The organism is Pseudomonas sp. zfem001 (assembly GCF_032621725.1).
Classification (GTDB): Bacteria; Pseudomonadota; Gammaproteobacteria; order Pseudomonadales; family Pseudomonadaceae; genus Aquipseudomonas; species Aquipseudomonas sediminis.
This window is the reverse complement of record NZ_JAVYJI010000002.1, coordinates 262487-284960: the sequence shown is the minus strand read 5'-3', so window position 1 is coordinate 284960 and position 22474 is coordinate 262487. Positions and strand designations below refer to the sequence as shown.

The 22474-nt window shown below is 62.7% G+C and carries 16 protein-coding genes; 7 read left to right on the top strand and 9 right to left on the bottom strand.

Translation table 11 applies throughout. From position 1 onward, the window contains the following. Nucleotides 1–171 precede the first annotated feature (171 nt). The 6 genes from RTH74_RS09295 to RTH74_RS09270 form a co-directional block, all read right to left on the bottom strand. Nucleotides 172–3264 carry an MdtB/MuxB family multidrug efflux RND transporter permease subunit gene (locus tag RTH74_RS09295; protein WP_316914479.1) on the bottom strand — a complete coding sequence of 1031 codons (3093 nt, stop codon included), beginning with the start codon at nt 3262–3264 and terminating at the stop codon, nt 172–174. Further along, on the bottom strand, nt 3261–4490 hold the full coding sequence (locus RTH74_RS09290; protein ID WP_316914478.1) for an MdtA/MuxA family multidrug efflux RND transporter periplasmic adaptor subunit: 1230 nt from the start codon (nt 4488–4490) through the stop codon (nt 3261–3263). Before RTH74_RS09290 ends, RTH74_RS09295 begins: the two co-directional genes overlap by 4 nt. Before the next feature lie 226 nt (nt 4491–4716). After that, entirely contained in the window at nt 4717–5217 is a 501-nt protein-coding gene (tpx, locus tag RTH74_RS09285) for a thiol peroxidase (protein WP_316914477.1), read from the bottom strand. A 174-nt stretch (nt 5218–5391) separates the two neighbouring features. Then, nucleotides 5392–9075, bottom strand: a complete 3684-nt coding sequence (locus RTH74_RS09280; protein ID WP_316914476.1) for a translocation/assembly module TamB domain-containing protein — start codon at nt 9073–9075, stop codon at nt 5392–5394. Further along, on the bottom strand, nt 9072–10799 hold the full coding sequence (locus tag RTH74_RS09275; RefSeq protein WP_143503852.1) for an autotransporter assembly complex protein TamA: 1728 nt from the start codon (nt 10797–10799) through the stop codon (nt 9072–9074). The genes RTH74_RS09280 and RTH74_RS09275 overlap by 4 nt, the downstream gene beginning before the upstream one ends. A gap of 68 nt (nt 10800–10867) precedes the next feature. After that, the gene (locus RTH74_RS09270) at nt 10868–11512 is read right to left on the bottom strand and encodes a GNAT family N-acetyltransferase (RefSeq protein ID WP_099523871.1); all 645 of its coding nucleotides are present in this window, start codon (nt 11510–11512) and stop codon (nt 10868–10870) included. 135 nt (nt 11513–11647) lie between these two features. On the opposite strand from RTH74_RS09270, the gene xthA reads away from it, so the two are divergent. From xthA to RTH74_RS09250, 4 genes are all read left to right on the top strand, one after another. After that, nucleotides 11648–12460: an exodeoxyribonuclease III gene (xthA, locus tag RTH74_RS09265; RefSeq protein WP_316914475.1), complete on the top strand. Its 813-nt coding sequence runs from the start codon at nt 11648–11650 to the stop codon at nt 12458–12460. Between the two features lie 102 nt (nt 12461–12562). Continuing rightward, nucleotides 12563–13942, top strand: a complete 1380-nt coding sequence (locus RTH74_RS09260; protein WP_316914474.1) for a phosphate ABC transporter substrate-binding/OmpA family protein — start codon at nt 12563–12565, stop codon at nt 13940–13942. 163 nt (nt 13943–14105) lie between these two features. After that, nucleotides 14106–15095 (top strand): TerC family protein, encoded by a 990-nt coding sequence (locus tag RTH74_RS09255; RefSeq protein WP_099523864.1) that lies wholly within the window; start codon nt 14106–14108, stop codon nt 15093–15095. A gap of 9 nt (nt 15096–15104) precedes the next feature. Further along, the gene (locus tag RTH74_RS09250) at nt 15105–15284 is read left to right on the top strand and encodes a hypothetical protein (protein ID WP_099523862.1); all 180 of its coding nucleotides are present in this window, start codon (nt 15105–15107) and stop codon (nt 15282–15284) included. Nucleotides 15285–15346: 62 nt separating this feature from the next. Here RTH74_RS09250 and RTH74_RS09245 read toward each other — a convergent pair whose 3' ends face one another. Beyond that, a complete protein-coding gene (locus RTH74_RS09245; RefSeq protein ID WP_099523860.1) occupies nt 15347–16576 on the bottom strand; it encodes an acyl-CoA dehydrogenase in 1230 nt (409 codons plus the stop codon). A 149-nt stretch (nt 16577–16725) separates the two neighbouring features. On the opposite strand from RTH74_RS09245, the gene RTH74_RS09240 reads away from it, so the two are divergent. Further along, nucleotides 16726–17661, top strand: coding sequence for a LysR family transcriptional regulator (locus RTH74_RS09240; RefSeq protein ID WP_316914473.1), 936 nt, complete (start codon nt 16726–16728; stop codon nt 17659–17661). Nucleotides 17662–17723: 62 nt separating this feature from the next. Here RTH74_RS09240 and RTH74_RS09235 read toward each other — a convergent pair whose 3' ends face one another. Next, the gene (locus RTH74_RS09235; RefSeq protein ID WP_106732178.1) at nt 17724–18158 is read right to left on the bottom strand and encodes a DoxX family protein; all 435 of its coding nucleotides are present in this window, start codon (nt 18156–18158) and stop codon (nt 17724–17726) included. A 105-nt stretch (nt 18159–18263) separates the two neighbouring features. Further along, the gene (locus RTH74_RS09230; protein ID WP_316914472.1) at nt 18264–19679 is read right to left on the bottom strand and encodes a transglycosylase SLT domain-containing protein; all 1416 of its coding nucleotides are present in this window, start codon (nt 19677–19679) and stop codon (nt 18264–18266) included. Nucleotides 19680–19953: 274 nt separating this feature from the next. Between RTH74_RS09230 and RTH74_RS09225 the strand changes: the two genes are divergently transcribed. Both RTH74_RS09225 and RTH74_RS09220 read left to right on the top strand, forming a co-directional pair. Continuing rightward, a complete protein-coding gene (locus RTH74_RS09225; protein WP_316914471.1) occupies nt 19954–20766 on the top strand; it encodes a TatD family hydrolase in 813 nt (270 codons plus the stop codon). Between the two features lie 98 nt (nt 20767–20864). Continuing rightward, nucleotides 20865–22328, top strand: coding sequence for a methyl-accepting chemotaxis protein (locus RTH74_RS09220; RefSeq protein ID WP_316914470.1), 1464 nt, complete (start codon nt 20865–20867; stop codon nt 22326–22328). The last annotated feature ends 146 nt before the right edge of the window (nt 22329–22474 follow it).

The following is a 22474-nucleotide window of genomic DNA, read 5'->3' as shown; positions in this document are numbered from 1 at the left end:
GCTCATTTACAACTCGTAAACTCCGCTTTTTCGCCTGTTTTTGCCTTGCGCTGGCTGCCTCGCCTACGTTTTTAGAGATGCCCTGTAGGAGCGGCTGGGCGGCATTCCGCTTCAACCGCGAATCCCCTGCAACGACCTGTTCGCGACTGAGGCCGCTCCTACCACGGCGGTTCATACCGCGACCCCGGCGGCGCTACGCCCACTGAAACGGCGCGACAGGCGATCGAAGTACAGATAGATCACCGGCGTAGTGAACAGCGTCAGCACCTGGCTGACCAGCAGGCCGCCGACCATCACCAGGCCCAGCGGCTGGCGCAGCTCGGCGCCGGAGCCCGAGGCGAGCATCAGCGGAATGGCACCGAACAGCGCCGCCAGGGTGGTCATCAGGATCGGCCGAAAGCGCAGCAGCGCCGCCTGATAGATCGCCGCCTCAGGCGCCATGCCCTGGTTGCGCTCGGCCTCGAGGGCGAAGTCGATCATCATGATCGCGTTCTTCTTGACGATGCCGATCAACAGGATGATGCCGATAATGGCGATCAGGCCCAGGTCGTTGCCCGTCAGCAGCAACGCCAGCAGCGCACCGACTCCCGCCGACGGCAGCGTGGACAAAATGGTGATCGGGTGGATATAGCTCTCGTAGAGTACGCCCAGCACGATGTACATGGTGACGATGGCCGCCAGGATCAGCAGCAAGGTCGATGACAACGACGCACGGAACGCCTCGGCAGCGCCCTGGAACTGGGTATTGATGCCGCCCGGCAGGCCGATCTCCTGCTCGACCCGCTCGATCACCGCCACTGCCTCGCCCAGCGACACACCAGGGGCCAGGTTGAACGACAGGGTCACCGCCGGGAACTGACCGATATGGTTGATCAGCAAACTGGCGGGCCGCTCCTCGATATGCGCCAGGGATGACAGCGACACCTGCTGGCCGTCACCGGTGGCCACGTGAATCTGACGCAGCGCGGCCAGACCGATGCGCCCACCATCGCGGCTCTCCAGCACCACGCGATACTGGCTGGCCTGGGTGTAGATGGTGCTGATCTGGCGTTGGCCGAAAGCGTCGTACAAGGCATCGTCGATAGTGCCGACGTTGATGCCCAGACGCGCCGCGGCGTCACGGTCGATATCCAGGAACACCTGCAGACCGCGGTTCTGCAGGTCGCTGGCCATGTCGGTCAGCTCCGGCTGCTCGCGCAGCGCCTCGACCAGACGCGGCGTCCAGGTTTCCAACAACTGGCTGTCAGGCGACTCCAGGGTGAACTGGAACTGGGTACGGCTGATGCGATCCTCGATGGTCAGGTCCTGTACCGGCTGCATGAACAATTCGATACCGGGAACCTTCGCCAGCTCCGGACGCAGACGCTCGATCACCTCGCTGGCGGTGACGTCACGCTCGGCGTGGGTTTTCAGGTTGATCAGCAAACGGCCGCTGTTGAGCGTCGGATTGTCGCCATCCACGCCAATTGACGAGGACAGGCTGGCCACCGCTGGATCACGTAGGATCACGTCGGCCAGACGCTGTTGGCGCTCGCTCATTGCGCTGAAGGAAATCGACTGTGGCGCCTCGGAAATGCCCTGGATCACGCCGGTATCCTGTACCGGGAAGAAGCCCTTGGGCACCGCCATATACAGCAGCACGGTCAGGCCCAGCGTGGCCACGGCCACCAGCAGGGTCAGCGGCTGATGCTTGAGCACCCACTGCAGCCACACGCCATAGCGTTCGATCATGCGGTCGATCACGCCACCTGCCGCGTGGTAGAAGCGCCCTTCCGACTCGGGCTTTTCGGCCTTGAGCAGGCGTGCGCACATCATCGGCGTCAGCGTTAGCGACACCACCAGGGAAATCAGGATGGCCACCGCCAGGGTAATGGCGAACTCGCGGAACAGCCGCCCCACCACGTCGGCCATGAACAGCAGCGGGATCAGCACGGCGATCAGCGACAGGGTCAGCGAGACCAGGGTGAAGCCGATTTGTCGGGCACCCTTGAGCGCAGCGTTGAGCGGCGTTTCGCCCTCCTCCAGATGACGGGCGATGTTCTCCAGCATGACGATGGCGTCGTCGACCACGAAGCCGGTGGCGATGGTCAGCGCCATCAGCGTCAGATTGTTGATGGTGAAACCGGCCAGGTACATCACGCCGAAGGTGCCGATCAGCGACAGCGGCACGACGATGGACGGGATCAGGGTCGCCGACAGCTTGCGCAGGAACAGGAAGGTCACCATCACCACCAGGGCGATGGCCAGTAGCAGCTCGTGCTGCACGTCGCGTACGGCAGCGCGGATGGTCTGGGTGCGATCGGTGAGCACCTTGACCTCGACGCTGGCCGGCAGGCCTTCGGTCAGGTGTGGCAACAGGGTTTGGATGCGGTCGACCACATCGATGACGTTGGCGCCGGGTTGGCGCTGCACGTTCACCAGCACCGCCTGGTTGCGATTGGCCCAGGCGGCCAGGCGCTCGTTCTCGGCGCCGTCGATAATCTCGGCGACATCTTTCAGGCGTAATGCCGAGCCGTTCTCGTAGTTGAGGATCAGCTCGCGGTATTCGTCGACCGACTTCAACTGGTCGTTGGCGTCGAGTTGGGAAACCCGTGTCGGCCCGTCGAAGTTGCCCTTGGGCTGGTTGACGTTGCTGGCCGTGATCAGGCTACGCACGTCGGCCAGGCTCAGGCCATAAGACGCGAGCGCCTCCGGGTTGACGCGAATGCGCACGGCAGGGCGTTGCCCGCCAGCCAGGGTCACCAGGCCGACGCCACTGGTTTGCGCGAGCTTCTGCGCCAGGCGGGTATCGACCAGGTCGTTGACCTGCGGCAATGGCATCGTCTTTGAGCTCACCGCCAGGGTCAGCACCGGTGTATCAGCGGGGTTGACCTTGTTGTACACCGGCGGTGCCGGCAGATCGCCAGGCAAGAGGTTGCTCGCCGCGTTGATCGCCGCCTGCACTTCTTGCTCGGCCACCGCCAGGGAGACATCGAGATTGAAGCGCAGGGTGATCACCGAAGCGCCGCCCGAGCTGGTCGAGGACATCTGCTTGAGCCCGGCCATCTGCCCGAACTGGCGCTCCAGCGGCGCGGTCACGGCGCTGGTCATCACATCCGGGCTGGCGCCTGGATACAGGGTCAGCACGCGGATGGTCGGGTAGTCCACCTCCGGCAGCGCCGACACCGGTAGCAGTCGGTAGGCGATCAGGCCGCTGAGGAAGATCGCCACCATCAACAGCGTGGTAGCGACCGGCCGCAGGATGAACGGGCGCGAGATGTTCATGCGTCATTCCGCACGGGGGCCTGGCCCGGCTCGGCCTGCCCTTCGGCGTCCGGCTTCTGTGCAGCACTCGGCTCGATCACTTCCACTTCGCTACCATCACGCAGGCGGTCGGTGCCTTCCGTGACCAGGCGCTCGCCCTGCTGCACGCCCTCGTTGACCATGCTGCGCTCAGCGTCGCTGGCAACGATGCTGACCGCACGGATGCTCACCTTGTTATCGTCACCCACGACATAGACGAAGGTACCCTGCGTGCCGAACTGCACCGCAGCGGATGGAATGATGGTGGCGGCCGTGTGGGTTTCCACGCGCAAACGGGCGTTGACGAACTGATTGGGGAAGAGCATCTGCTCGGCGTTGTCGAAGCGCGCCTTGAGCTTGACCGTACCAGTGGTGGTGTCGATCTGGTTATCCAGGCTTTCCAATACGCCCTCGGCCAGTTTCAGGCGTTCGCCACGGTCCCATGCCTCGACGGCCAGGGTCGTGCCGTCGCGGCGGCGCCGCAGCACGGCAGGCAGATCGCCCTCGGGGATGGTGAAGATCACCGCAATCGGATCGGCCTGGGTGATCACCACCAGGGGGGTGGTATCACCGCTGCTGACCAGGTTACCGATATCCAGCTGACGCAGACCGAGACGCCCATCGATGGGCGCGCGAATCTGGGTGAAGTCGAGGTTGAGCTTGGCCGTGGCGACGTCGGCCTGGTTACTCTGCAGACTGCCACGGTACTGGTTGACCAGCGCCTGTTGGGTGTCCAGGGTCTGTTTGGCGATGCTGTCTTCGTCGTACAGCCCCTTGTAGCGCTGCAGGTCCAGCTCGGCGTTCTTCAGTTGCGCCTGGTTTTCCTGCAGCGCCCCCTGCGCCTGCTGCAAGGCCACCTGGTAAGGACGCGGATCGATCACCGCCAACAGGTCGCCAGCCTTGACCTGCTGGCCCTCCTCGAACAGCACCTTGACCAGCTCACCGTCGACTCGCGAGCGCACGTTGACCGTGTTGTAGGAAGTTACCGTGCCAAGCGCTTTGAGCTCGATGGCGAACTCACCCTGCTTGACCTCGGCCACCCGCACCGGCACCGGCCCCATGTCACCGAAGCGGCCACGGCCCGTCTGCTGGCTTTCTGGCTTGCTCGGCCAGAACCACCACAGCAGCAAAAGCAGTACGGCGAGCAACGTCAGGCCAATCAGCCACTGACGGGAGGAATTCGATGAGGACGGGGAGGCATTCGACATGGCAGGAGCAATATCACTTTTAAGGGGAGTCGGCACGATAAGCACTGGCCGGCGTCAAGCAAAGCCCATTTACCCGCTTTTTACGCTGCCCTTACGTTACTAACTGTTTGAGTCCGCGAAAAAATCTGGATCGGGCAAGGGACTGTCGACGTACTCAGAACGTTCGCCTTGGTGCACAAATAAAAACGGCCTGCGAAGCAGGCCGTTTCATCGAACCAGCTGCGAGTTACTTCAGTGCGGCCAGGGCAGCGGCGTAGTCCGGCTCGTGGGCGATTTCGCCAACCAGCTCGCTATGCAGCACCTTGTCGTTTTCATCCAGCACAACCACTGCGCGAGCAGCCAGGCCAGTCAGCGGGCCGCTGGCAATGGCCACACCGTAGTTCTTGAGAAACTCGGCACCGCGCAGGCTGGACAGGTTGACCACGCTTTCCAGACCTTCGGCACCGCAGAAGCGCGCCTGGGCGAATGGCAGGTCAGCGGAGATGCACAGCACTACGGTGTTGTTCAGTTGACCGGCTTCGGCGTTGAACTTGCGCACGGAGGTGGCACAGGTCGGGGTGTCGACGCTCGGGAAGATGTTCAGCACCTTGCGCTTGCCAGCCAGGCTGGCCAGGGTGACGTCGCTCAGGTCACCAGCGACTAGGCTGAACGCCGGCGCCTGTTGGCCGGCCTGCGGCAGTTGACCGTCGACCTGCACCGGGTTGCCTTTGAGAGTGACTTGCGCCATGGGAGTTTCCTTATCATTCAGGGAGTTGAAGGGCAAATATGTGACATGGGGTTCGCCGTGGCGAATGCCCCATCGAATGGCAGGTCACGGCCCGACCATCCGTCCAGACTAGCGCAGAAGCGCTGCCGATACACCCGCAGCCGTGTAGGGATTTAGCAAAAGATCGTACGCCCATCAGAAGTCCCGGCGATAGAACAGGTCGAGCGAACTGGCCAGACCGCTGGCAGCCTCAAGGTACAGACGCCGGCTCAACTCATAACGCAGAGCGATGGTGTTGGCCGGTTCGAACACGCCAACGCCGTAACGCAGACTCAGGCGCTCTGTGATATTGCCGCTGGCCACCACGCTGGTGGTCACGCCGCTGCCTTCGGTGTCGAGTTGGAAGTCCTGAATACCCAGGCTGTTGGCCAGGCCGGTGGTAATCGAACTGCTGCTGGCCAGGCCGAGTGCCAGTGCTGCCTGGCCCAACATGTTGTTGTCACCACTGCTCTGCCCCAGTGGCCGGCCCAGCACCAGATAGGACAGTGCCTGCTCCTGACTCATGGCCGGTTCGGCGAATACAGTAGTCGTGGGCTGCTCGGCGCTGCCGGAAAGGCGAATGCCGGCCACCACCGTGTCGACACGGCGAATCGCTTCGACGTCGAGGAACGGCTGGTCGATGGGCCCGGTAAACAACAGGCGCGCGCGGCGAATGGTCAGGCGCTGGCCGTAAGCACGGTAGCGCCCGTTGACCAGATCCAACTCACCACGCGTATCGAGGTCGTTGCCAATATGCACCCGTCCACGCAGGTCGGCAGTCAGGCCGAAACCGCTGAAGGCCAGCTTGTCCTGGCCAACCTCGACATCGACATCCATGGCAATGCCCATGCCTTGCTCGGCTTCCGGCACTTCACGACCGACCACCCGCGCGTCGTTGGAGACTTTCACGGTAGACGGCGGCAACTCGCGCACGCTGATCAGGCCGCGCGGCACGCCAACTTTGCCGCTGACCGCCAGACGCTGGGCACGCAGTTGTAATTGCAGATCGGGCTCGACCTCCAGCTCAGCGTAAGGCTCGACCTTCACCGGCAGACGCTGCCCCTGCATCGATAGATCACCCATCAATCCATCGGCCCAGTTCAGTTCACCGCTCAGGTTACCGCGGCCGTGTTCGCCACTGCGCCAGTTACCCGATAGCTGTACCTGCTCACCCGCGATCAATGCCTGAAGCTGCAAATCCTCCAGGCTTACCGGCAATTGGTTACCGGACAGCTCGCCGCCCTCCAGGCGTATCTGCCCGTTGATCTGCGGCGTCAGCAGATACCCGGAAATATTGCCACTGCCCTGCAGGCGCCCTTCGATTTTATCGGCGACTGGCACGAACGGGCGCAGCACCGCCAGATCGAAACCGCTCAGGCGGAACTCACCATTCAGCGGTTTGTTCTCCGGACGGGGGTCGATCTGCGCCTGCAACACCAACTCCCCCAGGCGACTGCTGACGAAACGCAGCTCACTGTCTACCCGCTGCGGGCGTAGCGTGCTATCCAGGCGCAGGCTGTCGTAGGGGAAGTCCAGCCACTGCTCTTCATCCGGCTGACGAATACGCAGGTTGCCACTGCCGGCATTCAGCGAGACCTGGCCGTTGGGGCCACTGTCGGGCAGCTCGACCTTGAGCTGTCCGTCGAGACGACCCTGCCAAGCGAAATCATCGGGCAACCAGGGCTGCAGGCTGGCCAGGGGGAAGTTCTCCAGACGCCAGTCCAGGCTGGGCTGCGGCATCAGCCGTTGCTGCCCGCCACAGAGGCTGGCGTCACCGGACTGCCAGCAATGCGCCCCCAGGTTCAGGCGGCCGCTGGCCAGGCGCTCCAGGCTCGCGGCCTGCTGCAATTGCCAGTCCTGGCCGCCGCTCTGCACACGACCACTGGCAATGCGCCCGCGCCAATCACCCTGCTCGCTGAGGTTGCCGTCCAGGGCCAAGGCCAGCTGCAACAGCGGGCCTTGCAGATCCAGCTCAAGTGCCTGACGGCGCTGGTCGCCACGCCCCTCGGCCTGTAGGCGCCCAAGATAGGTATCGCCGATACGGATACCGCGCAGATTCAAACCGACGTGCGCCTGCTGGCGAGCATCCAGCGTCGCGTCCAACTGCAGGCGGCGCAGGCTGGGGTCGCCAAAAGCCAGACGCTCGCCACTCAACGCAAGCTGGCCTTGCGGCGCTTGCAACGTACCGGCCAGGGACAGCTGGCCCTGTATCTGGCCTTGCAGGCCGGGCCAGAGTTGCCCCAGCCGCGGCAACGCCAATTCCAGCTGGCCGCGCAAACGCTGATCCAGCGCGCCCTGGCCACTGATGCGGTTATCGCCCAGGCGCACCAGTAATCGCTCGAGCTGCCACTGCTCGCCGGCACCAGCGCCCTGTACCTGTAATTGCGCTGGCTGGCCACGCAGACGGCCGTTGAGGTCGATATCGGCCTTGGCCTGCAGCGCACCGGCATTGAAGCTACCCGAGGTATTCAGCGGCCCCGCCAGATTACCCGGCATCTCAGCCAGCCAGTAACCCGGGTCGAGGGCACTGAGCTGCAGCATGGCCTGCCAATCGGTGCCGTCGGCGAAACCGATCTTGACCACCCCTTCGGCACGGCCCTGGCCAGCCACCAGTTGCAACTGCGGCAGGCTGACCTGGCCGAGATCGCCACTGACCGGACTGCTCAGGCTGAAGTCCCCTGCCGGCCCCTTGAGCTGCGCAGCAAAGTTACCCAGGTAATTACCTTCGCTGTAGCTGACTTCGGCCTGCAGTTGCTGCAGTGCCACGGGCGGCGGCTCATCCAGCGGGTACAGGCGCTGCCAGGGGAAATTCAGCCAATCGAGCTTGGCATCAGCCTGAAACGCCTCGCTCCAGGCAAGCATGCCGCTGAGCTGCAGATGCTGCTGATCCTCAGCCTCGATGCGCAGCAATTCGATATCCGCGCCCTTGGCATCGCCCCTGCCACGCAAGGTCAACGGCATCGGCGCCTGTTCGGCGGGCAGAGTGGCGCTACCATCGATGCGATAGCCGCTGCTCAGATCACCCTTTGCCGACAAGGTAAGCGCCTGCAGGTGCAGCGTCTGCGGCAAGGCGCTGCTGGCCTGGAAATCCTGGCTGGTCAGGCGCAGTTCAGCGGGCAGGTGCTCGGCCAGCGCCTGCACCTGTCCTTCCAGACGGGCCTCTAGATAGCCAGTGCTATCGGCCTCGATCGTCAGGTTGCGTTGCAATTCGCCGCCCACCTGCAGCGCCACCTGCCAGGCCTTGCCATCGACCTCCGGCAACTGCAGGCGACCACTCAGGGCCAAGGGCCAATCGCCCTGCGGTGTCAGCTGACCACTGACGTCCAGACTCAGGTCGTCACGCTGCAAGGCCAGGCGCTGCAACTCCACGCCCTGCTCGTTCCAACTGGCGATCAGTTCGAGATCGCTCAGTTGCGTCTGGCCGTCCAGGCGCAGTTCGCCCAGCTGGATATCGCCCAATTGCAAGCGCAGCGGCAGGTTGAGGTTCGGCAGGCTCAACGGCTCATCGCTGGCCTCCCCACTTTCGGGCAGAGTCACGGCCACCTGCTGCAGATGCAGGCGATCCAGGCACAGCGTCAAGCGCAGCAGGCAGGACGGTGACCAGGCCATGTCCAGCTGCTGCAGCTCAACACGCATCTCACCTTGCTGCCAAAGCAGCGCATCGGCCTGCCAGGCAACCCCGAGACGTCCTGCGAAATTGTCGACCTGCAGCCCAGGCACCTGGGCCAGCAGCCAACGGCTGCCGCCCTGGGTACCGAGCAGCGCCCATAAAGCGGCTACGAGTAGTAGCACCAGACCGAGCAGACCGCCGGCCAGCCATTTCAGCAGGCGCCGGCTCATAGTTCAGGCCCCATGGAGAAATGCAGGCGTACGCCGCCGTCATCATCCAGCGCATGGGCAAGGTCCAGGCGCAGCGGGCCCACCGGCGAAACCCAGCGCACGCCGAAACCAACGCCAGTCTTCAAGGTGGGGATGTCCAGCGAATTGAAGGAATTGCCCTGGTCGATGAAGGTCGCCAGACGCCACTTGTCAGTGAGGCTGTACTGGTACTCGGCGCTGGCGGTGAACAGGTAACGGCCGCCAATCTTGTCGCCTCGGTTGTTCTCCGGCGACAGGCTCTGATAGTCGTAACCGCGCACGCTCTGATCGCCACCGGCGAAGAAGCGCAGCGAAGGCGGCACAGCGGAGAAACCATTGGTTTCGGTACCGCCGAACTGCACGCGACCGAGCAAACGGTGATTGTCGAATACAGTGGTCAGGCCCTTGAGCATGACATTGCCATGCAGCACGTTGGCATCGGACAGCACGCCCTCGACGGCGCCGCGCAAGTCGAACTGCACCCGGTAGCCCTGGTTAGGGTCGAGCCGGTTGTCGCTGCGCAACAGCGAATAGCTGACGCCAGGCATCAGCAAGGTGCTCAACCCGGAATCGTCGCCCAGGCGATATTCCTCGCGCTGCCATTTCACCGACAACACGCGTTGCCAGCCGCCGGGGCGCTGGCTGTGCCATTCCGGGCCGAGGGTGAGCAGCCGGCTCAGGCTGTCCTTGCTGGCCAGCTCTTCATACTGATAACCGCCGGCCAGGCGCAACTTGTCGGTCAGTGGCGGATCACCGGGAATGTCGTACCACAGGCCGACGTTCTGTCGCGGTGCGGATAGTTCGGTTTCGATACCGTAGCTATGCCCTTGAGGATTGCGCCAGTGACGCGTCCAGTTGGCGCGAAGGCGCGGCCCGACATCGGTGGAAAAGCCCAGCCCCAGCCCCATGGTGCGCGGCTCGCGCACCTGTAGCGCCACCGCCACGGGAATGCGCAACTGGTCGGCCTGGGTCGGGATGGCATCGACTCGCACCGATTCGAAATAGCCGCTGGACTGCAGCGCCTGATACAGCTCGGCGATCAATTCGGAGTCGTAGGGGGTGTCCGGATCGAACGGCACCATGCGCAGCAGCAGCTCTTCATCGAACGGGAAGTCACCGCTGAAAGCGATATCGCCCAGGCTGTAGCGCGGCCCACTGACGAATACCAGCTCGATATCGGCCACCCCGGCGGCCGGATCGATCTCCAGGCTCTGGCGAGAGAAGCGACCGTCGAAGAAACCGTAGCGCGAGGCCTGATTCTGGATCAGCCGCTTGGCGTCCTCATAGCGCCCATGATTGAGCACCGAGCCGGCTTTCAGACGGCTGGCATTGGGCACGCGAAAGGCCGGTAGCTCGCTGGCAGGCCCCTCGATGCGGATGTCGACGTTGCGCAGACGAATGCGTTCGCCGGGCTCCACCTCGAGCACCAGGCGCGGTGTTTCGCCCTCTTCGATACGACTACGAATGCGCGCCTGGTAATAACCCAGGGCCTGAGCCGCCTTGTCGGCCTCGCTCTCGGCGATACGACGCAAGCGCCGCAACGACTGCGCGTCGCGCCCATCCAGGCTGCCGACATAACCTTCGATATTGGCCTTGAGAGCCGAATTGCTCGGGGTGATTCGTACGTCGAGTTCGCTCGCTGCGAAGGCACCCGTACTGATCAGCAGCAGCGCCAGGCTGCGCTGAATATGTCCATATACACTCATGGCGGAGGATGCTACCACGGACTACAGCCCGCGCCAGAGCCGTTGCGTTTCTGCCAGACAGCCGGGGTTCAGGCGCTTGCTTTGACCACTGGCTGAGGGTTGGGATGGAAGAATACGTGCTCGACCACCGGACCGATGGCCAGCTCACCAATTTCTTCGTAACCCTGGCGCCGATAGAACTCCAGATAGCGCGCGTTGCCGGTGTCCAGCACCACCCCTTGCGAGCCGCTGTCCTGCGCGCACCAATCGTGCAGCGCCTCGAGCAGCTGTTCGCCGCGATGCTGACCCTGGAACTCAGGGTGAATGCCCAGGAGCGGAAGTACGTGATAAGGACCGGGAGGCAGGCTGGCGAGCACCGCATCGTGGTATTCGAGGTAGCGTTTGGTGCAGCCAAAGCCGGTGCTCAGCAGCATGCGCAGACGCCAACCCCAGCTCTCGGTGATATCCAGGCGACGCTGTGGCGGTGCGATCAGCGCTGCGCCGATCAACCGATCATCGATCAGCAGGCCGATGGCCGGCTGGTCTTCGGCGAAGTGCTGCTGCACCAGCTCGCGAATCGTCGCGCGCACGCGCTGATCGAAACCCGGGCGTTCGGCTTCGAACAGGTAAGCGAAGGTTGGCTCATGGCGATAGGCATGGTAGAGCAGCGAGCGTACCTCACGGGCGTAACCACCATCGAGCATGCGCACTTCTGCTGGGGCGTTATGGGGCATGGCGGACCTCTGTTTTTATAAGTTGTGGTTCAGCGCGTCACAGCCAACTTAGCACCACCACCCGGCACCCGCCAGGCGCTGGCCGCGAGCGTCGAGGATCGGCTAGCATCTCCTTTTGCCCAGGACCCGCTGCCCATGAAAATCGTCTCCTTCAATATCAACGGCCTGCGTGCGCGCCCTCATCAACTGCAAGCTCTAATCGAAAAACACCAGCCGGACGTGATTGGTCTGCAGGAAACCAAGGTGTCCGATGAGCAGTTCCCCGAAGCGGAGATTCGCCAGCTCGGCTACCACGTGCATTACCACGGTCAGAAAGGCCACTACGGCGTCGCCCTGCTCTCGCGCCAGGAGCCACTGAGCCTGCACAAGGGTCTCCCCGGCGATAATGAAGATTCCCAGCGGCGCTTCATCTACGGCACCTTCGCCGATGCCAATGACAACCCGGTGACCGTCATGAATGGCTATTTCCCACAAGGCGAAAGCCGCGATCACCCGGTGAAGTTCCCGGCCAAACAGCGCTTCTATGCCGACCTGCAGCAACTGCTGGTGGAACGTTTCGAACCGCAGCAGGCACTGGTGGTGATGGGCGACATCAACATCAGTCCGGAAGATTGCGACATCGGCATCGGCGAGCCCAATCGCCTGCGCTGGTTGAAAACCGGCAAGTGCAGCTTCCTGCCGGAAGAACGCGAGTGGCTGGCGACCCTCAAGAGTTGGGGCCTGGTAGACAGCTTCCGTCACCTTAACCCCGAGGTGAATGACCGCTTCAGCTGGTTCGATTACCGCAGTCGCGGCTTCGAGGACGAACCCAAGCGCGGTCTGCGTATCGACGTGATCCTCGCCAGTCAGCCGCTGCAGGCGCGCTTCAAGGATGCCGGCATCGACTACGACCTGCGCGGCATGGAAAAGCCATCCGATCATGCGCCGATCTGGCTGGAGCTGAGCTGAAACACGTGAGGCGTGCAGATCACGCACGCCGTCATATCACTGCAATCTGACTGACTTAATCTGCGCGGCACTTCCTCTCACCCATTAGAAGGTGCCTGCCGCATGCCGCGCGCCCTGTCCGCCGACCGCGACCTCTGGGGTCGTACTCTGTCACTGCTGCTGATCGGTTTCATCTGTTATGCCCTGCCCCTTTCGGTCTTCGCCGCCCTGCCCGCCTCCGAAGGTGATCAACCGGTGCTGCGCATCCAGGGTTCCAACACCATTGGCGCCAAGCTCGGCCCAGAGCTGGTCAAAGGGTTGTTCGAAGCTCAAGGCCTGCATGACATTCGTACCGAGAACGGCGCCCGCGAGAACGAGCAACGCGTGCTGGCGCGCCGGGCCGATGGTCGTTTGGTCATCGTCGAGGTGGCGGCCCATGGCTCGGGTACCGGTTTCACTTCGCTCAAGGATGGCAGCGCCGATCTGTCCGCCTCGTCACGACCGATCAAGGATGGCGAGGCCGCTAGCCTGACGAAACTGGGCGACATGCATAGCCCGCAGAGCGAGCAAGTCATCGCCATCGACGGTCTGGCGATCATCGTCCACCCGTCAAACCCGGTTTCCGCCCTCAGCGTCGAACAGATCGCGCAACTGTTTTCCGGCGAGATAGACGACTGGGCGGCGCTGGGCGGCGAGCCCGGCAAGGTTCGCGCTTATGCGCGCGATGACAATTCCGGCACCTACGACACCTTCAAGGAACTGGTGCTGTCTCCAGGCAGACGCACGCTGGCGGCCGATGCCCAACGTTTCGAGTCCAGCACCCAGCTGTCTGATTCGGTGAGCAGCGACCCCAATGGCATCGGCTTCATCGGTCTGCCCTACATTCGTCAGAACAAGGCTGTCGCAGTCGCGGCTGGCGACTCTCATCCCATGCCACCGAGCACCACGCTGATCGCCACCGAGGACTACCCCCTGGCGCGTCGCCTGTTTCTCTACAACGACCCGCAACTGACCAATCCATGGGCACGCGCGCTGATCGACTTCGCCCATAGCCCACGCGGCCAGGCCATCGTCGACAGCAGCGGCTTCATCGCCCAGACCGTCCAGGCGATACAGGTCGACGCGGATGCGCAGATGCCAGCCGAGTACCAGCAACTGGCACAACAGGCCCAGCGCCTGTCGGTAAATTTCCGCTTTCAGGAAGGCAGCGCAACGCTGGATAACAAGGCGCACCGCGATTTGCAGCGCGTACTGGACTACCTCAAGCAGCACGACAAGCTGCAGCACAAGGTCGTGCTGGTCGGTTTCGGCGATCCGAAAAGCGACCCTGAGCGCGCCGAACTGCTGTCGAAATTGCGGGCCATGGCGGTGCGCCGCGAGCTGGCCAGACAGGGCGTACTGTTTCGCGAAATCACCGGCATGGGCAGCGAACTGCCGGTGGCGGCCAATGATCAGGACAACGGCCGCATTCGCAATCGCCGCGTCGAGATCTGGGTTTACTGACGCCGGAAAATATTCCTCTGCAGGGGGCTTGGCAGCCTCTCGACTCGGCGTTAGCCTTTGCACCGCGTGACGCCGGGCCCCTCTGGCGGTGAGTGTTCTCACCGTGATGTCGGAGTCACTGAGTGAATTTTCTTTCAACTCAGGCAGACATAAGGGAGGGCTCATGGACGCTCTACTTGCCTTTTTGACATCCCCCATCTTCGGTACCCCCGGCTGGTTCTGGCTAGCTTTCCTGGTACTGATCATCACCCTGCTGGTACTCGACCTCGGCGTGCTGCATCGCGATCAACATGAAATCGAGATGCGCGAGAGCCTGCTGCTGTATTCCGGCTACTTCAGTGTCGGCGTCGCCTTCGGCGGCTGGATCTGGTGGCAGCTTGGCGGCACCAAGGCGATGGAGTACTACACCGGTTTCCTGGTGGAGCAATCGCTGTCGATGGACAACGTCTTCGTCATGGCGATGATCCTCGGCTACTTCAATATCCCGCGTAAGTACCAGCACCGCGTGCTGTTCTGGGGCATTCTCGGAGTCATCGTGTTGCGCGCGATCATGATCGGCCTGGGCACGGCCTTGGTGCAGCAGTTCGACTGGATTCTCTACATCTTCGGCGCCTTCCTGCTGTTCAGCGGCATCAAGATGCTGCGCAGTGGCGGTGACGAGGAGTCGCACCCGGACCTGGCGCAGAATCCGGTGATCCGCTTCGTGCGCAAGCACATTCGCGTCACCGACGAGCTGCACGAAGGCAAGTTCCTGGTGCGCCTGAAGGATCGGGTCAGCGGCAAGCCGCTGCTGTACGCCACCCCGCTGCTGCTGGCGCTGGTGCTGATCGAACTGGCCGACCTGGTCTTCGCCGTGGACAGCGTACCGGCGGTTCTGGCCATCTCCCAGGACCCGTTCATCGTCTACACGTCGAACATCTTCGCCATTCTCGGCCTGCGTGCGCTGTACTTCGCCCTGGCCGCACTGATGCACCGCTTCATCTACCTGAAGTACGCCCTGGCGTTGGTGCTGATGTACATCGGCGGCAAGATCTTCCTGCACGACCTGATCAAGGTTCCCGCCCTGCTCTCACTTGGCGTAACCTTGGGTCTGCTGGCCGGTGGTGTACTCCTGTCGCTGCTGAAGACGCGAGACAAGGCCAGCGCTACCTGAGGAGAAGCGATGCGCGAAGTCTGCATAGAACTCATCGAGCGCCAGGGTCAACGGTTCTGGCAGGTGAAACTCGGACGACGCGCATTGACCTTTCAGGACGAGGCCGCTGCACGCGCCTTCGCCGCCCAACTGCATATGCGCATGGGCTGGCTGGGCCAGGAGCAGCGTTCGGACGACAGCTTGCCCTGACCCTACAGATACAAAAGAAGAGGCCCGCATAAAAGCGGGCCTCTTTTCTTACCACCACTGCATCAGCGGCTGGCTTTCATCACGTCACGCGGCACGTACTTGCCGATCTCGAACTTGCCGATGGCGGCGCGGTGCACCTCGTCCGGGCCGTCGGCCAGGCGCAGAGTGCGTTGCATGGCGTACCAGTAAGCCAGTGGGAAGTCGTTGGAGACACCGGCACCGCCATGCATCTGGATCGCCCGATCGATCACCTTAAGCGCCACGTTAGGCGCCACCACCTTGATCTGGGCGATTTCGCTGGCGGCGATCTTGTTGCCAACGGTATCCATCATGTAAGCCGCGTTCAGGGTCAGCAGGCGTGCCTGGTTGATCTCCATGCGCGAATCGGCGATGTGATCGATATTGCCACCCAGGCGTGCCAACGGCTTACCGAAGGCCGTGCGGCTCACGGCGCGCTTGCACATCAGTTCCAGGGCACGCTCGGCCATGCCGATCGAACGCATGCAGTGGTGGATACGGCCCGGGCCAAGGCGGCCCTGGGCGATCTCGAAGCCACGGCCCTCGCCCAGCAACACACTGTCGTATGGCACGCGCACGTTCTCGAACAGCACTTCGGCATGGCCATGCGGCGCATCGTCGTAGCCGAACACCGGCAGCGGACGCAGAACGGTCACGCCTGGCGCATCCATCGGCACCAGGATCATCGAGTGCTGCTGGTGACGCGGCGCGTCCGGATTGGTCAGGCCCATGAAGATCATCACCTTGCAGCGCGGATCACAGGCGCCCGAGGTCCACCATTTGCGGCCGTTGATCACCCACTCATCGCCCTCGCGGCGAGCATTGGCCTGCATGTTGGTGGCATCCGAAGAGGCCACGCCCGGCTCGGTCATGGCGAAAGCGGAGCGAATCTCGCCAGACAGCAACGGCTCCAGCCACTGCTGCTTCTGCGCCTCGTTGCCGTAGCGCACCAGCACCTCCATGTTGCCGGTGTCCGGCGCGGCGCAGTTGAACGGCTCCGGGCCGATCAACGAGCGACCCATGATCTCCGCCAGCGGCGCGTATTCCGTGTTGGTCAAACCCGCGCCGTAGTCGGACTCGGGCAGGAACAGGTTCCATAGACCTTCGGCTTTGGCCTTGTTCTTCAATTCTTCCATGATCGCGGTCGGCTGCCAGCGATCGCCTTCTGCCACCTGCTGCTCGAACACCGCTTCGGCCGGATAAACGTGCGCCTCCATGAATGCGCTGACACGTTCACGCAGCTCTTGAACCTTCGGGGAATAGGCGAAATCCATGGGGTTACCTGTTTTTGACAAAGGGTGAGAGGTTGTGGAAATGATGCTAGAACAGCGCTTAAGATTTATCGAACCTATTTTCAGCGTGTATGAACATTCATAACCGATATATGATCGACTGATATCGACGCCCCTGGAGCACTGCCGGCATGAACCTGACCAAGGTGGATCTGAATCTCTTCATCGTCTTCGACGCCATCTACACCGAGGCCAATCTGACCCGTGCCGGACAAATCGTCGGCATCACCCAGCCGGCGGTGTCCAACGCCCTCGCCCGCCTGCGCGAAACCTTCAACGACCCGCTGTTCGTACGCACCGCCCAGGGCATGGTGCCAACACCCATGGCGCAGAACATCATCGGTTCGGTGCGTAACGCCCTGCAGCTGCTGCGCGTTTCAGTGCAGGAAAGCCGCACCTTCAACCCACAGCAGGCCGGCAAGACTTACCGCATCAGCATGACCGACCTGTCCGAGCAGATTCTTCTGCCGCCGCTGTTCCAGCGCTTGCGTCGTCTGGCGCCGAGCGTATGCATCGAGAGCTTCCTGGCCAAGCGCCGCGAAACCACCAAGGAGCTGGCAGCCGGCCGGCTCGATTTCGCCGTCGACGCGCCATTGAACACCGACCCGCAGGTTCGTCACGTCAAGCTGCTCGATGATCGCTACGTCTGCGCCATGCGCCCTGGCCATCCGCTGGCCAAGGAAAAGATCAGCCTCGACGAATACCTGTCGCTGACCCACATCCACATCTCCAGCCGCCGCAGCGGCCTCGGCTACGTCGACCTGGCGCTGGGCAAGATGGGCATCCAGCGCAAGATTGCCCTGCGCTCGCAACACTATCTGATGGCGAGCAGCGTGATGCAGCAGACCGATATGGTGATGACCGTGCCGGAGCGTTTTGCCCGTCGCCACAACCTGCACCACGTGACGCTGCCGGTCGGTGACGTTCCGGCTCTGGAAACCCACCTGTACTGGCACGAGAGCACTGATCAGGACCCGGCAAACCGCTGGATGCGCGAACAGATGATCGAACTGGCGCAGCAGGTCGCCGCGCTGGAGAAGAAGACCGAACAAACCCCTGCCGCATGATTGCCCCCCCTGAACGCAAGAAGGCCCGCATTAGCGGGCCTTCTCTTTGTTAGGTGGTCGAATCAGCGAGCGAGCTTGCTATCGACCGACAGCTTGCCAGCACCTTCGAACACCAGCGCGACGCTGATGGCCAGCAGGGCCAGGGCGAACTCGTAACCGTTGTTGCTCATGAAGAAACCGTTGGCCAGGTGCACGGTGAAGATCGCCACCAGCATGGTCACCGCCAGTACCGCCGCAGCCGGACGTACCAGCAGACCGATGATCAGCGCCACACCGCCGAAGAACTCGGCACTACCGGCCGCCAGCGCCATCAGGTAACCGGGAGCCAGACCGATGCTCTCCATCCACTGCGCAACACCCGCCAGACCATAACCGCCAAACCAACCAAACAGTTTCTGCGAGCCGTGGGCGGCGAAGGTAATGCCGGCGACGATGCGCAGGATGGTGATACCCAGGCCGGCTTGGCTAGCGGTAATGCTTTTGATCAGGTTGTTCATTGCAAGGCATCCTTCGTTGTGTGGGGTAGATGGCGCATAGAATATCCAATTTATTTGATCACAAAACAGCAAAATACCGCTTATATAAATCGATTAATTTGATATTTAGTTGGCCGTCAGACGCCGTAACTGCGGCTCGAGCAAATAGCGCTCACGGTCATAAGCAAGGTAGTACTTATTCACCGCATTCACATAACTCACCACGCCCATGCCCATCTCTTCCATGGCCACACGCTCGACCTGGAAGAACCACTGATTGGGGTTGAGGCCTCGTCTGCGCGCCTCGGCACGCAGGCTCTGCACCCGTTGCGGCCCCAGGTTGTAGCCCGCCAGGACGAACGCCATGCGCTCGCGCTCATTAAGCTGCGGGCTGTTGAAGAAGTTGCGGCGGATCATCGCCAGGTACTTGCTGCTGGCCTGAACGTTACCGTCGAGGTTCTGGATATTGCTCACCCCCACGCTACGCGCCGCCGCCGGGGTGATCTGCATCAATCCGGTCGCGCCACTGGCACCGCGCGCCGACGGGTTCAACGTCGACTCCTTGAATGCCAGCGCAGCCAGCATCAGCCAATCGAAACCATGCTGCTCGGCATGCTGCTGCAGCACCGGGCGCACTTTCTCCAGGCGCTGTCGTTCAGTGCGCCCTAGTGGCGAATGCACCTTGTACAAGCGGCGATAGACACGTTGAAACGCCGCATCCTGGTCGGCCGGGCTCTGATAGCTGCTGAAGAAACGGTCGATGCTGGCACGCAGCATCGGCGCATCGGGGCGCACGAACCATTTCATGTCGCCATCACGCGCCAGGATCAAATGCTTGTCGACGCGCAACTTGGGCATCACCTTGGCCCAGCGCTCGGCGATCGGCAGCTCTACCGCAGTACGTTCGAAGATGCCGGCCTGGACCATTTCCAGTACATCCTCGACGGCCAAGCTGGGGTCGACCCACTCGACCACGATCGGCGGCAGCTTGCGATCAGCCAGTTGCTGGTTGATCAACCTCAGCGCTTCGCCCACAGCGCTACCCGCTGGTAACGAGAGGCTACGTCCGGCCAATTGTTCAAGGCTGCGGTAGTGCCGATTGCCCTGCTTGGAGACCAGCACCAGAGGCACCTCACGACGAATCGCCGTGCTGGCACTGACATCATGCCCGGTGCGCACATTGAGCAATTCGCCGGGTGCGACCAGATCGCCCTCGCCGCGCTGCAGGGCGCCGAGTAACTGATCCTTGGCCTTGGGGATGATCTTCAGCCTCAGGCTGCGGCCATCACGGGAATTGCGATTGAGGTACTGCTCGAACGCACGCAGACGGTGGTACTCGACGCCGATGCTCTGGCCCTTGACCGAGCCCGAGCTGTTGCGGCTCTGGTTGACCAGCACGCGCAGCTCACCGCTGCTGCGAATCGCCGGCAGATCGCGTGCACTGCGGGTCTGACTGCCTACCTCCGGCGGGCCGGCCACGCGCGCACTGACCGACAACGGCAGCGCGGCCAGCAGGCACAGGATCAGCAGCAATCGCGACATCGACTCTCCAGAGAAGGCGGTTGGCCGCCGAAACCTGATCCGGTTGGCAACCGGCTGCACGCCCTTGCGCGACAGACCGCCACCAGCCGTAAACCCGCCAAACAGGTTCCCAAGGCTGGCGGGGCGCGGAGATTGGCACAGCCAGACGCTGCAGCGCCACCCCACAACCTTGCATCAACCTTAAAAACAGCGACCAACTTATTGTTTTAAATCGACTTCCTGACGAACGGACACCATCTGCTATTCTGCCCCTTCGCGTTTAACAGGTGGCACCATGCAACTCATCGATATTGCCGTCAATCTCACCCACCCCAGCCTCGCTGTGCAGGCCGAGGCGCTGCTCGAACGTGCCTACGCAGCCGGCGTATGTCAGCTGGTGCTGACCGGCACCAGTCTGAATGAAAGCGAGGCGAGCCTCGCACTTTGCCGACAGCTGGATAGCAGTGGCCAACGTCTGTTCAGTACCGCCGGGGTTCACCCGCATGATGCCAGCTCGTGGAACGGCGCCAGCAGCAATACTCTCAAGGCGCTGCTGGCGCAACCGCAAGTACGCGCCGTGGGTGAATGCGGCCTGGACTTCGATCGCGACTTCTCGCCGCGTCCGGCGCAGGAAAAAGCCCTGGAAGAACAACTGGCCCTGGCCGTCGAACTGCAAATGCCGGTGTTTCTGCATGAGCGCGAAGCCAGCCAGCGCCTGCTGGAGATCCTGCGTGGCTATCGTGATCAGCTGCCGGCAGCGGTGGTGCACTGCTTCACTGGCGAGCGCCGTGCACTCTATGCCTATCTCGATCTCGACCTGCATATCGGCATCACCGGCTGGGTTTGTGACGAACGTCGCGGCACGCATCTGCACCCGCTGCTCAAGGACATCCCCGGCGAGCGCCTGATGTTGGAGACCGATGCGCCCTTCCTGCTGCCGCGCAGCCTGCGACCCAAACCCAAGAGCGGGCGTAACGAGCCCGCCTTTCTCGGCGAGGTGCTGCGCGAGGTGGCGCTGCACCGCGGACAAAGCGAGGAAACCCTGGCAGCACAGACCACAACCTGTGCGCGAGCGTTCTTCGGTATGCCAGCCATAGCGGAAGACTAAGGCGCCAGAGTATTGATTGACGTCAAGGTTCTGGCTACCAGTCAAGGCATACTAATGGCACTTGGCCAATAAAACGCAGCGAGACGGATAACAACAACATGAGCGCCTGGATCAGCGATCTTTCTCTTAAGTACAAATTCTGGGCGGTCAACGCCGTTGTCCTCGTCATCAGCCTGATCCTGGTGCTATTCGCCTTGCACATTGAGCAGCAGGCGCGCAGCGCCGATGCGCGCCAGGCAGCTCTGTCCCAAGCGCGCGTGCTGCAGCAGTGGCCAGAGCAGGCCACCTTGCCCAATGCAGCCAATATCCAGATGTTGCAAGGCAGCCTGCCGGGCGCTCAGGGAGCTCCTGACGCCAGCGGCTGGCAGGCACTGTCGCACGACGCGCTATTCGGTGATTCGCCAGTGATCGGTTTACAGCGCGTCACCCTCGGCAATGGACGTGATCTGGCGATCATGGTGCGCGCACCCAGCCTGCTCGACCTGTTCACCCAGCACGCGCTGACCTATGCCGTCGCGGTCGCCGTGTTGATGCTGTTGCTGTTGGCTGCCTCGCAGTTGTTGATACGTTTTCTACTCAGTCACCTCAACACCCTCAAGGATGTGATGCTGCAAGCCGAGCGCAGCGGGGATCTGTCCCTGCGCGTGCCGCTGGACAGCCGTGACGAGGTCGGCCAGATGGCCGCCGCCTTCAACGCCATGCAAGCCGCTTATCAGCGCGTGGTCGGCACCGTCGGCCAGGTGGCCAGCGAGCTGGACAGCAGCACCCGCGATATGGCCGAACGCATGGGGGCCGTGCGCCAGGGCATGCTCAGCCAGCAAAGCGAGACCGACCAGGCTGCTACTGCAATCAACGAGATGTCGGCCACCGTGCAACATATTGCCGACCACGCTGGCACTACCCGCGATCAGTCACTGAATGCCGACCAGTTGGCTCGTGCAGGCCAGCAGGTGGTGGAGCGTGTCGAACAATCCATCGCGGCCCTGTCGCAAGGCGTGCGCCAGAGCGCCGGCAGCATCGAGCGCCTGGCCGAGGACAGTCAGCACATCAGTCGCGTGGTCGGCGTGATTCACGGCATCGCCGAGCAAACCAACCTGCTCGCCCTCAATGCCGCCATCGAGGCCGCCCGCGCCGGTGAAATGGGCCGCGGCTTCGCCGTGGTCGCCGACGAGGTGCGTAACCTGGCCAAGCGCGTACAGGACTCAACCGACGAAATCACCCAGATGATCGGTAACCTGCAGGGTGGCACCCGCGACGCCGTCGAATTCATGCGCGAAAGTTCGGAAAACGCCAATCACTGCGTGCAACTGGCGCAGGAGGCCGGGGAATCGCTGGCTGCCATCACTGCCGCCGTGGCCCTCATGCGCGACAGCAACACGCAGATTGCCGTGGCTGCCACGCAGCAGAGCCAGGTCGCCGAGGAAATGAGCCGCTCGGTGGTGGGCATCCGTGACGTGACCGAGCAGACCGTCGGCCAGACCCTCGAATCGGCCGCCACCAGTCAGCAACTGGCACAGCTGGCGGGCGAGCTGAACAAGGCCATCGGCCAGTTGCGCCTGTAAAGACGCCGCCAGGCAATCGCATATGTGGCTCGTGCCTGCTGGAAACCGCCCTGGCGCGGCAAGCCCACGGCCGAGCCCGCATAGCCTCTCAGCAACAGGGGCGATGCCCTGAAGCGCCTGTTACTGAAGCGGTGCCTGGCGCCACT